The organism is Magnetococcales bacterium (assembly GCA_015231925.1).
In the GTDB taxonomy this organism is placed as follows: Bacteria; Pseudomonadota; Magnetococcia; order Magnetococcales; family JADGAQ01; genus JADGAQ01.
The window spans coordinates 1-12,178 of the sequence record JADGAQ010000127.1; the positions used below are offsets into that span (position 1 = coordinate 1).

At 58.6% G+C, this 12,178-nt stretch carries 9 protein-coding genes; 7 read left to right on the forward strand and 2 right to left on the reverse strand.

What is annotated here, in order from left to right; all coding sequences use genetic code 11:
- Together HQL56_13360 and HQL56_13365 are read right to left on the reverse strand one after the other, a co-directional pair.
- Nucleotides 1–2,947: TM0106 family RecB-like putative nuclease (locus tag HQL56_13360; GenBank protein MBF0310508.1), on the reverse strand; the 2,947-nt coding region annotated here is incomplete at its 3' end.
- The gene (locus HQL56_13365; GenBank protein MBF0310509.1) at nt 2,944–3,849 is read right to left on the reverse strand and encodes a WYL domain-containing protein; all 906 of its coding nucleotides are present in this window, start codon (nt 3,847–3,849) and stop codon (nt 2,944–2,946) included. The genes HQL56_13360 and HQL56_13365, both read right to left, overlap by 4 nt.
- Before the next feature lie 122 nt (nt 3,850–3,971).
- On the opposite strand from HQL56_13365, the gene HQL56_13370 reads away from it, so the two are divergent.
- From HQL56_13370 to HQL56_13400, 7 genes are all read left to right on the forward strand, one after another.
- Complete coding sequence (locus HQL56_13370) at nt 3,972–4,523, forward strand: phosphohydrolase (GenBank protein ID MBF0310510.1); 552 nt, start codon at nt 3,972–3,974, stop codon at nt 4,521–4,523.
- Nucleotides 4,524–4,569: 46 nt separating this feature from the next.
- The gene (locus HQL56_13375) at nt 4,570–6,468 is read left to right on the forward strand and encodes an AAA family ATPase (GenBank protein ID MBF0310511.1); all 1,899 of its coding nucleotides are present in this window, start codon (nt 4,570–4,572) and stop codon (nt 6,466–6,468) included.
- Nucleotides 6,465–7,601, forward strand: a complete 1,137-nt coding sequence (locus HQL56_13380) for a HAMP domain-containing histidine kinase (GenBank protein MBF0310512.1) — start codon at nt 6,465–6,467, stop codon at nt 7,599–7,601. Before HQL56_13375 ends, HQL56_13380 begins: the two co-directional genes overlap by 4 nt.
- The gene (locus tag HQL56_13385; GenBank protein ID MBF0310513.1) at nt 7,595–8,509 is read left to right on the forward strand and encodes a response regulator; all 915 of its coding nucleotides are present in this window, start codon (nt 7,595–7,597) and stop codon (nt 8,507–8,509) included. The genes HQL56_13380 and HQL56_13385 overlap by 7 nt, the downstream gene beginning before the upstream one ends.
- A gap of 97 nt (nt 8,510–8,606) precedes the next feature.
- The gene (locus HQL56_13390) at nt 8,607–9,887 is read left to right on the forward strand and encodes a sigma 54-interacting transcriptional regulator (GenBank protein ID MBF0310514.1); all 1,281 of its coding nucleotides are present in this window, start codon (nt 8,607–8,609) and stop codon (nt 9,885–9,887) included.
- 186 nt (nt 9,888–10,073) lie between these two features.
- A complete protein-coding gene (locus HQL56_13395) occupies nt 10,074–10,673 on the forward strand; it encodes an AbiEi antitoxin N-terminal domain-containing protein (protein ID MBF0310515.1) in 600 nt (199 codons plus the stop codon).
- Nucleotides 10,670–11,644, forward strand: a complete 975-nt coding sequence (locus tag HQL56_13400) for a nucleotidyl transferase AbiEii/AbiGii toxin family protein (protein ID MBF0310516.1) — start codon at nt 10,670–10,672, stop codon at nt 11,642–11,644. Before HQL56_13395 ends, HQL56_13400 begins: the two co-directional genes overlap by 4 nt.
- Nucleotides 11,645–12,178 lie beyond the last annotated feature (534 nt).

Below are 12,178 nucleotides of genomic sequence, written 5' to 3' on the forward strand. Positions count from 1 at the left end.
GGATGATTTCGCCTTCGACCTCGCTCTTCTGCGAGCACCCCTCATGCTGCGCCTCAATGAACCGGATGCCGTTGGGCCTGAGTTCCGGGTGAGTGGTATCGGAAAGGATGAGTGCCTGGTTCCTGGTTCCCGGCTCGGGGTGAAGCCGCCCGTCATAGACGGCGTCGGAGATGAACCGGCAGACGTTCTCGTGCATCCGCCAGGTCGTGCCCAGAAAGATCCCCCGGTCCGCCGGAATGGTCGCCTCGCCTTCCAGCAGGTAGTCCAGGATCGACATTCCCGACATTCCTGGGTGGACACCTTGAATGGGCTGGCCTAGCTGCATCTGGTCACCGACCAGGACAATATTCCGGGCGCTGAGCCCCATGGCCACCAGATTGGCCAGGGAGACCTGCCCGGCCTCGTCGATGAAAAGGTAGTCCAGAACCTCGTCGAACTCCTCCCGGGCGAACAGCCAGGCGGTGCCAGCGATCAGATCCGAGTCCAGATCGATGCTGCCGCTGTCGGAAACGTTCTCGATCATCTCCCCGTGGAACAGGGAGTCAGCATTGGTGGCGGTGGACTTCTTCTGGCCCCGGAAGGATACACCTTCCTGGTTGGCCGCCTTCTCGATTCCGGAGAGCAGATTATTGATCGCCTTGTGGGAGTTGGAGGAGATGCCGATCCTCTTGCCGCGACGAAGCAATTCCACGATAACATGGGATGATGTGTAGGTTTTTCCGGCTCCGGGTGGTCCCTGGATGAACAGGTAGCTCTCCTGGAGGTTGGCGATGGCTTGGATGGTCGCGGACAGGATGTCATCGGTTTCTGGAACGACGGGGGTTCCTGCCGCATGCCCGACGATTGTTGGCCTTTCCCGCCGCAGAAATGAGGCAAGAGCCTGGAAGCGACCATCCCCGGCGATGATGGCATCGGCAAATCGGTAGACCGCATTGCGCAGCACCCGGTTGTCGATGGGGCCTGTGGGCGTGATAGAGAACGCTTCTGGCAGCGGTCCACCCTTGGCCCCTTTCTTGATGCGCACCAACCTGGTCGACATGTTCAGTTCGACGATTTCCCCGGCGCGCTCAAGAGTATCCGCTCGCAGGCAGGAGTCCCCAGCGCGCAGTTTGGTCTCCTGGGGTGGAAATCGATAGGTGCAGACCGTGGATCGCTTCTCCGGGTAAGGCGGATGTCTTGGATCCATGCGCAATCCGCCCAGGCATTCGGCGTCCTCCACCAGTTCTTCTTCGGCCCGGTCCTGGCGGTCGAACATCGCCCACCACTGGGGTTTGGCTTCGCGCCGGTGGAACTCCAACAGGTGGGCCACCAGCTCGCGGAACTCGTGATCCGGTTTCCTGGAGCCGCCGGTCAGGTTCTGTTCGTAGCGCAAGCGGGTTTCTTCAGCTTCCTGCTGGGCCTGGAGTTTTTCCTCCGAAATCACCTCTGCCTCGACACTGAACCAGGGCAAGTCGTCGGGTCGCAACCCCACCAGCCAGTCCCGGAGCAGCAGCGTGGAACGGCAGTCGTCTTCGTTATAGTCGCTGATCTGCCGCAGGAGATCCGGGGCGCGGGTTTTCCGCCAGGTTTCATAGACGACGATGCTGTCACCGGCGGTGGCTACCTCGGCCTCCCGCTTCTTCATATAGAATGTTTCCAGGTTCTTGATGGAATAGCTGGGTTCGGAAACCCGGATCGCCTCCCGCACCACCTTGTAGAGGTCCACCAGCTTCCGACCACGGAGCAGATCATCAACCTCCGCCTCACGGGTGCCGTACCGGGAGGCCAGCCGCTTGAGAGCGGTCTCTTCGTAGTGGTTGTAGTGGTAGATGTGCGCATCGGGGTTCTCCCGCAGGTGCCCCATGATGAAATCCATCACCTCCTGGAAGGTCCGTTTTTCCTCCTCGTGGTCATGGGCCCAGAATGGTCTGAAAATGGGAGATTCGTTCTCGACAAAATAGAACCCAAACAGGTACTCCAGACCGTCCGGATAGAGGGGGTCGCCCTCCATGTCAAAGAACAGGTCGCCCGGTTTGGGCCGAGGCATGCGGGAAAACCCTCTTCCAAGCTCCGGGTCCAGGGGTTCCACCCTGTTTTCCCCGGTTTCCTGCTTGAAGACCTGCAACCGGGCTTGGGCTTTGAGCCTGTCCAGCGTTTCCTGGGTCATGCCGGACACGGTCGCAGTATCTTCCATACGGGACAAGGCACTGACAGTGGCGATTCCGTTCGCTTCCAGCTTCAGGATTTGGGTTCGCCGGATATTGGCCACCCGGCTCAGATGATCTTCCCGTTCCCACTGGTCGGCGCACAGATCTCGCCATTTGCACAGCTCACAGAAGCCGCAAGGCTCTGGCTTCGAAGCCATAGGGGGAGCGGAGACATACTCCTCGAACCGGCGTCTGACGATGGCGTGATAGAAGGCAAAATCATCAAATCGCAGATGCAGATTGGATTGATCCCCGAGGACCAGGGACATGCCTCGTGGCCGGATACCCTGGGCATGCTGGAGCAATTCCGAATAGAGGCAGAGCTGGATGACATGCTTGGGCTTGGGGTGCTTGGTGAGTTTGGTGTCCACCGCTTCATAGCTGAATGGGCCGAGCCGCGAAGGGTGATCCACCCGTTTGAGGAAGTCAGCGAACCCATGCCAGACGCCGTTTTTCAGAGTGGCCTGGTAGACGATGTCGGGGCCATCCTTCATGACCTCGGTGGTTACAACCACCCGGTCCTCCAGATCGCCGTCCTCCGACACTTCGACGACGCTGAGATCGGCCTTCTTCAGGTAGTCCAGGTAGTCCGCCTCATGCTCATGGCCCCTGTCTTGAACCAGCTTGGCCTGGGCATCGTCTTCGGCACGCGGGAGACGTTCCTCCAAATCCTTCAGGTCCAAAAAGGTGCTGTGCCGACACCCCAGGAATCCGTTCAGGTCCGAGGCCGCATACAGGACTGTCCCGGAAAACTTCCTCACGGCTGTTTTTCCTCGGACAAGGCGAAGGCGTTGTCCACCTCATCGCGGTTGAGCAGGACGATCTGCTGGTCTCTAGGCTTGCGACTGGCTGGATCGATATCCAATCCCAATCGCTTGAGAAAGTAGTACAGAAAACCCCGCCGAACACGGACAATCAGTTGACCTTCCTTCATCCCGTAATCCAGTTCGATGGCTTTTCTCTGGTTTTCGGTGAGTCCTGGATGGGGGCCTATCCGCACGTCGATGATCTCATGCCACTCCCGATCCTCCGACGGATCAAGTGCATGCTCCTTGCTCAACCGAAAGCCGCAAAAACGGGCCAATACGAAATCCTTGAAGGTTTCACTGCGATGACAGAAGGCTCGTGCATGCCAGCGGTAGCCGTCAAAGGCCAAGGCATGGGGGGTAATCCACCTCCATTCCGGTTCGGGAGCGTTCATGGACTGATAGTGGACCTGGATCGCCATTCCATCCCGGATCGCAGCCACTATCCGCTGTACCCGTTCCGGATCGATGGCTCGGTGGGGCTGCGGCAGGACGTCATAGGGCGGAATGGTCGCCAGCCAGCTTTCGTCTTCGGTCATGATGCCAGATGACATCGAGAGCAGATTGGCCAGATACCGATCCGAGTCCGGCTTCAGAAACCGTGGATTAAATTCCTTGGCCGGGTAGTAGCGTTTGGCCCGGATGTCGTAGACCAGATTGCCGGGAGCCATCTCCTGGTACTGGTTGAAATCCGCCGAGGCCTGAGGCATGGAGACGCCGAATTGCTCGATCAGGTCGCGACGGTTGATCTTCCCCTCCCAGAAGAGGCGGAACTCAATGAACTCCATCCGGCGTTCCACACCCCAGCGCAGATCCTTGCCCGGTTTGGGGTCTTCCCTTGACTCTTTGCTGGTCATCGCTATCCCGTTTAGAAACTAGATTGACAAACAGACCATCATGGTCATAGTTTATAAACTATCATGGGTTGGTCGGGGAGTCAATGAAGCGGTTGAGGCGTGGGGCAGCGAGGGAGTCGGCAATGGCAGACAAGAGAAAAGGATCATGGATTCAAACTGTTACCGGGAGGCAATTCTGGCCCATGGATGCCAAGCCGGAGGAGGTGGACATCCTCGACATCGCCCATTCCCTGTCCATGCTCTGCCGGTTCAACGGCCATTGCAACCGGTTCTATTCCGTGGCCGAGCACGCCGTCCACGTCTCCCATGTGGTAGGTCCGGAACATGCCCGCTGGGGCCTGCTCCACGATGCGGCGGAAGCCTTCCTCTCGGATATTCCCCAGCCGGTCAAACGAGAACTGACGGTATTCCATGAAATCGAGGAACAGCTTCTTCATGTGATTGCCGAGCGGTTTGGTCTTCCTGCTGGGCTACCTGTCGAGGTGAAGCAAGCCGATATGCTGCTTCTGGCTACCGAGAAGGCGGTGCTCATGGGGCCGGAGCCTGCACCGTGGGAAGGAATTCCCGATCCCTTGGCACCGGGCATGATCCAGGGGTGGAGTCCTGACCAAGCCCGGCGGGAATTCCTGGCTCGGTTTAGCGAATTATTTGAAGTGATGTACGCCCCGATATAGGGCGCAGAGCTGGACGTTTCATCGGCGAATTGAGCGGGAGGCAGAAATGACCAATATCGATCCAAGATCAGTAAATGGAACCCACATTTTGCTGGGTGCCGAAATCACCGGTGGCTTCATGGAAGGGGCGCGCCTGGAGTTCTCCCAGGGACTCAACTGCATCATCGGCGGTCGGGGGACCGGCAAGACCACCATCCTGGAGTTCATCCGCTATGTCCTGGGGCTGATGCCGGACCCCAGGCGCGGCGGCAAATCCCGCGCCCAGGCCGTGGTGCAAAGCAATCTCGCCAATGGCCGGGTCCGTCTCCATTTTCGTACTCGCCACGGGATGCGGTATACAGCGGAGCGTCCATGGAACGACGATTGTCAGGTGCTGGACGAGAACGGAGCGGCCACGGCCATCTCCCTGGATCGGGACCGCATCTTCCGGGCCGATGTCTACAGCCAGAACGAAATCGAACAGATCGCCACCGATACTGGCTTCCAGTTGAAGCTGATCGACCAGTTCGAGGAAGAGAACATCCGCTCGATCAACGGCGAGATCACGCGCCTGCTGCGTGACATCGACCACAGCTACGGGGAACTGGCGGAATTGGCGCGCCAGTTGGGAGATCTGACGGAGACCGCGTCGGAAGGACCGGCCATCGAGGAGAAGTTGAAGGGGTTTCAGCAGCAGAACACCGGCCCGGACGCCAAGCTCATCGAACAGGCCCACACCCACAAGGCCCTGCGAGAGAGGGAGACCAAGGCCCTCGCCAGTCTGGCGACAGAGTTCACCTCACTGGGCCCCAAATTTCAGAGCTATGCCGACACCATGGCCCAGCGATTGGAGGGGTACATCGGGTCGGACATTGCGACTGGCCCGAACCAGGTTCTGTTCCAGGGGGTCGGTAACCGAGTCAGGGAATTCCTCGACGAGTTCCGCAAGGCGGTTCCCTGGGTGCATGAACACTGCCAGATCACCCTGAACGCCCTGGCTGGCGTGGCAAGCGAACTGGAAAACCATCATGCCGGTCAGGAGCAGGCCTATCGGGAGCTGATGGCCAAATCCCAGGAGGAGCAAAGCCGCATCACCGAACGCACCACGCTGCAAAAACGGCATCTGGAAGTGAGCGATGCCCGCCGGTCGTTGGAGGAGTTGAAACGGCAGCACGCTGTAAAATCCGGAAAGCACCGGGAAATGACCTCCCGTCTGTCCGGATTGCGGGATGAGCGTTTTCGGCTCCGCAAGTCCGTCGCTGACCGTCTGACCCAGGCATTGCAGCCCACCATCCGGGTGACCGTGACCCAGGCGGGCAACCGGCAGGCCTTCGCCGATTTGCTGACCGAGGGACTCAAGGGGTCAGGTCTCAAGTACGCCAGCCTGGTTGACAAAATCGTGCAGAATCTCTCGCCGGAAGAACTGGCCATCTGCGTCCAGCGTAAGGATGCGAGCCGTTTGGCGGAGATGGCGGGGATGGAACTCAGCCGAGCCGTAACGGTGATCGACAGACTGGTGGCGTCACAGATGGTCGGCAAGATGGAGACCGTCGAGATGGAGGATCTGCCCCGTATCGAATTGCTGGATGGCCGGGATTACAAGGACGCCGGGTCACTTTCCACCGGCCAGCGATGCACCACCATCCTGCCCATCCTGTTGATGGAGAGCGAACGCCCCCTGCTCATCGACCAGCCCGAGGACAACCTGGACAACGCCTTCATTTTCGAGACCATCGTCAAGAGCGTCAAGGAGGCCAAAGCCAGTCGCCAGCTCATCTTCGTGACCCACAACCCCAACATCCCCGTGTTGGGAGATGCCGACCGGGTGTTCGTGCTTTCCTCGGATGGACGCCGGGGAACCATCACCCACCAGGGGACGGTGGACGAGGTCAAGGAGCGGATCGAGACTTTGCTGGAAGGAGGCCGGGAGGCCTTCCTGCGGCGCAAAGCGCGCTACGGGCATTGATGATGGCGACGGAACCGGAAACCGGGCTGACGGGATTGCTGAAGGACATTGATTCCGACCAGTGGTCGACGGTTCGCGAGGCCGTGGATCAGGCAGGTGGCCTGCTGCGCCAGGGAGGTTTGGACCCCACTGCGCATTCTCTGGTTGGGCAACGTCTGGCCAAACTGTCCACCCATCCCAAATGGGAGGTGAGGAAGGCCCTGGCCCACGCCTGTCTTCACCTGCGCCACGACACTTTCGACAGGATCATGGCCGCCCTGGACATGGATGACAACGATCTGGTCCGCAATGCCGCCAAGCGCACCCTTTCCCGGCGGTCGGAGCTATCCAGGACGGACATGCTCAAGGATCAGCATGGGGATCTCATGCTGCGCTGGTTGGAAGAACTGGAAGCCAAGCATGGTCCTCGCGCCCGCAACGCGGCGCGCCGGGTGGCGGAAAAGCTGCACGGCCAATTCGTGAAGGAACTGAACCACGAGATGGTCAAGGTGATCTCGCCCCTGGATGCCTCCCTGGAGAACATCGAGGTGGAGATCTCGAAGACCCGTTCCAATCCGGATGATCTGCATCGCCACACCCGACGCGCCAGGGAGCGGGTGCGCTTTTTGATTTCCATTCTGGAATCCCTGCGCGCCCTGACCCAGGAGGTGGAGCCTGATTTTCAGACGGAGAGCCTGCGTTCGATGGTCGAGGAAGCCATCCATCTGGTGCGCGACCGCAAGAAGGAGAACCGGGCGATGGAGGCCGACATCCGCATCGACCCTGCCATCACCGTGGAGGCCAACCGGCATCTGCTGTTGCAGGCATTGACCAACATCATCCAGAACAGCGTGGACGCCTATGCGGGAGCACGATGCCTCCCTGTCATCGCCATCACGGCCCACGAGCACAATGGCAGCCGGGTGCAGGTGACCATCGTCGATCAGGGATGCGGCATGTCCGAGGAGGCGGTAAAGGACGCCTTCCAACTCTTTGCCACCAGCAAGCCGCATGGCACCGGCTTCGGGCTGACCATCGCCAAGAAGATCATCGAATCCGACCACAACGGCATGGTCTATCTTGGGAGCGTCAAGGGCAAGGGCACCACGGTGACCATCATGCTTCCGAAAGAACAGGAGGGGCGGGAATGGTGAAAGAAGCGAAAGGCCGCCATACCGCCCTGGTGGTGGAGGACGACCCGGAGATGGCCGAGGAGTTGCGGGATCTGCTCCGCTCGTTGGGGCATGACACCGTCTCCGTTCCCTCTCAGGAAGAGGCAATGGGATTGCTGGACACCGGAAAATTCTGCTTTGTCCTGCTGGATCTCCAGATCAAGACTGCTCCAGACTCCATCAAGGCCAGGGTGGAGGCGGGAAAAACCCTGCTACGAAAGATCCGAGAGCTTTTCCCCGCTCGCAACCAGGACGATCATCACCACCTGCAAATCCTGGTCATGAGCGGCTACGCCAAGGAAATGCCGGACGTGATCCAATGTCTGCAGGATGGGGCGGACGACTTCATCATCAAACCCTTGAGCGGCAACAATCCATCCCTGACAGCGAAAATCGAGGAAAGCCTTCATAAAAGTAAGCGCGCCAGCCATGCGGAATGCCCAGGGGTGATGGACCTGGCGCGTCTGGAGTGTGCGCCGAATGGCTCCTCGACAGCTATTCCTCCTCCAGGGGTGCAATTGTCCATCTCTGGCGAATCCCAGGGAAAACGGACGGGGATCGTTATCGGCGGCAAGGCATCTTTTTTGCCTGACGCCCAGTTCTTGCTCTTGATGCGACTCGTGGCAGGGCGGGTGCGGGATGGTCAGGGCTGGGTTCACAAGGTTGATCTTGGTTCCAGTGATGCGGAAGGGTTCAAAGGAATGTCGAACCTCGCATCGGCCATCCAGTCACTCCTTCCTGAAGGATTTGCTTTCTACGAGAACGACAAGAAGGGGAGCTACCGCATCCATCCGGTGATTGTGGTCGGCAAGATCGACCATGACCGGCTGGGGCAACACAGCTCCCGAGAGGTCCGAAAACTGTCTTCTGAAATCATGGCCATCCGATGAGCAAGACCAAATTTGCTCTTGCCGGTTGGGAACCAAGACCATTTTTCGTCTTGCCGGATGGAACCCGGATGGCAACTGATGGCCATCAAGACGGGAAATGGTCCGGCTTCCGCCATGGTTCCGCCGAGGCAAGAACAACAGGACAGCCGGTACTCTTGAACGCATATTCAGCGTTCAAGAGGAAACCGTGGCGACCAAAACTCAACAGATCATCGGCAATAGCGCAAGCCTCCGGGCCACCCTGGCCAGCGCCAGAAAGGTGGCCCGCAGCAGTCTATCCGTGTTGGTCACCGGCGAAAGTGGCACCGGCAAGGAGCTGTTCGCCCGGTTTATCCATGACGAAAGCTCCCGTTCCAAGGGACCGTTCGTGGCAGTCAACTGCGCTGCCATCCCAGGCGAACTTCTGGAAGCGGAGCTTTTCGGGCATAAGAAGGGGGCTTTCAGCGGTGCGGTGAACGACCGGGATGGTCTCTTCGTGCAGGCCCATGGCGGCACCCTGTTCCTGGACGAGATCGGCGACATGCCGCTGCCCCTCCAGGCCAAGATCCTCCGGGTTCTTCAGGAGGGCGAGGTTCGACCGGTCGGAGCCAGGACAGTGCAAAAGGTAGACGTCCGGATTGTTTCCGCCACCCATCGGGACTTGGCCGAGATGGCCAGGGAGAAGAAATTCCGGGACGATCTGATTTTTCGGCTCCGGGGATACGCATTACGTCTGCCGCCCTTGCGGGAACGGGAACGGGACGTCGTTACCCTGGCCCAGGTCTTCCTGAAATCCCAGAAGGAGTTCTCCGGGAAAGGATTGAGCCGAGACCTGCAAGAGTTGTTGACCACCTACGCATGGCCAGGGAACATCCGGGAGCTACAGAACGCCATCCTGGCTGCGGCTGTGGATGCCCCCAGGAACATCGGCGCGGAGCACCTGCGCCGCCACTTGTCGGGAGGCGGCGATTTGCCGAAGGTTACGGGGACTCCTCTGGAAAAGCGATTGCTCACGGCGTTGGAGGCTGGGGGGAAGATGACGCTGGCGCAGATGCATGCCGACCTGCACGTCCCCAAGCCCACCTTGCACCGGCATTTGGGGAAAATGGTCGCCAATGGGAAGGCCCAACGGTTGGAAGTGACAGGATTGGTCGTCTATTCACTACCAGTGCTGGAGATCAAAGATATGGATGCCCGGTTGACTCCCCGCCAGGAGAAGGGTGTGATCCTTGCCAGGGAGAAAGGTCGCATTACCCGACAAGGACTCTCGGATGCGCTCGGGGTCTCCATCAGGACGGCCAGCCGGGATTTGGCCGAGATGACGAAAAATGGATTATTGGAACCAAATGGGGTGCTGGGCAGGTTTGCCGGATATACAATCCCCAATCAGGCGAGATAAACGAGGTAAATGTTGATGGCAGACCTTCCATCAGAATGCTACCGCTGGGTACTTGGCACCATATTGTACGGATGAACCGTTTTCGTAAAACAAGCGACCTGCCAATTTCATGAATTCCCTGCGGACAGCGTTCCAATATGTCGGCATATCTTGACAATTGCCGACCAAACGGAACAAGCTGTGCCCATGGATACCCACTACCAACAAATCATGGATCTCGCCCACGCTCGTGGAGTCATCCGGTCCCGCGATGTGACCGACATGGGATTTTCTCGGGTGGTGCTTACGCGGCTGGTTCGACGCGGACAACTCAGAAGGGTTGGGCATGGGCTTTACGCGATCCCGGATCGAAAAGTGTCCGAGTTCAGCACCCTTGCCGAAGTTGCGCGCAATCATCCCCAGGCCATCGTATGCCTGCTGTCAGCACTGCGCTTCCATAATCTCACCACCCAGTCACCATTTGAAGTCTGGCTGGCCATTCCCAACAAAGCCCGGGCCCCTCGGGTGGAATATCCTCCGCTACGCATCGTCCGGTTCTCCGGAGCGGCACTGACCGAAGGCGTTCAGGAGCACCTGGTTGAAGGCGTTCCGGTTCGGGTGACCAGTGTCGCCAAGGCCGTGGCCGACTGCTTCAAGTACCGCAATAAGATCGGGTTGGACATCGCAATTGAGGCACTACAGATGTCCTGGAAAGAGAAGCGGTTCCAGATGGATGAACTTTGGCATTTTGCTGCCGTTTGCCGGGTCGCCAAGGTCATGCGTCCCTACATGGAGAGCCTGACATGAGTGCCCACAACGTAGCGGCGTCCGTCCGTGCCAGACTTTTGAACCATGCGCGGGGGTCGAAACAGGACTTCAATTTTGTTCTCACCCGCTATGCCATCGAACGCCTACTTTACCGGATCAGCATATCGAGACATTCCGCCCAGTTTCTGTTGAAAGGGGCACTGCTGTTTGACCTCTGGTTCGACATCCCCCTTCGCCCGACGAGGGATGCGGACCTCCTCGGCTTTGGGCCGTCCGACCTGCCCGAAATGGAAGCCGTTTTCAGGGAAATCTGTACAATCGAAGTATCAGACGGCATGGCATTCCAGCCCGACACAGTCCGCGCAGCCGAGATCCGGAAGGATGCCAACTACGCCGGTGTGCGCGTCACTCTGCTCGGCCTTCTCGAAAACGCTCGGTGCCAAATTCAGGTGGATATTGGATTTGGGGATGCTGTGACCCCCGCACCTGAAAATGTCGAGTACCCGGTAATCCTATCGGGATTTGGTGCGCCAAGGCTGCGGGCCTACCCCCGCTATACGGTGGTAGCGGAAAAAGCCGAGGCTCTGACTTCCTTGGGCATCGCCAACAGCCGCATGAAGGACTTCTTCGATCTCTGGGTTCTGGCACGGCACACCAAATTCGACGGTGAGATCCTCCGACAAGCCATTCGGGCAACCTTCGACCGCCGGGGAACGGTGCTGTCAGCTCAGCCTCCTTTTGGCCTCACCCAGATATTTGCCCAAGACCAGCAAAAGCAATTGCAATGGAAGGCATTCCTCAGGAGAAACGGGTTGGATGATATGCCGTTTGACGATGTGGTGTCGTCGCTCGCCGACTTCCTGATGCCGGTTATTCAGGCAGCTACTGCCGGTGATGTATTTTCATCCCAATGGGAACCGGGTGGGCCATGGTCACCCCCCCCGGATGACGGACTCAAAGAACCTCGGATTTTCCGTTTTCCCAGGGGTGAGGATGATCTCATAGTCTGACGGAATTTGATCCCGTTACCATCCACCGCAGGAAATGGAATCATGGATGGCCGGGACCGGATGCGTGCCATCTGCCAAATGGCACGCATCCGGTCAGTGTGGCACGCATAGATACCCATTGAATTTAAAGTAAATTCAAGATGGCACGCATGATTTCTATCCGTGCCATCCAGATGGAGACCTTCGGGTCGGGATGTGAAGCCAATTGCGGTTCAGCAAGTTTTTCCATATAGTGGTTCACAGTGGTTGCTGAAATTGAATCCGGCAAGGTCGCTGGGAGGTCTCCGGCCAAATCAGAGAACTTCCATGTGAATCCCGATTTCGGCCCACCACTTTGGTTTTACTAAGTTTTCTCCGCAAAGAGGCCGTCCTTCGGGACGGCCTCTTTGCGTTAAAAAACCCCAATGTTTCCAAAGGTTAGCCATCGTGGTTTGAAAAAGCACCCGGTCTGTTGCCGGACCCGCAGGAGTCGGAAATGGCCCATTTTCTTCTCTCCTGGCCACTATTCTCTAAAAGCTCTGGACTCGCCCCTGG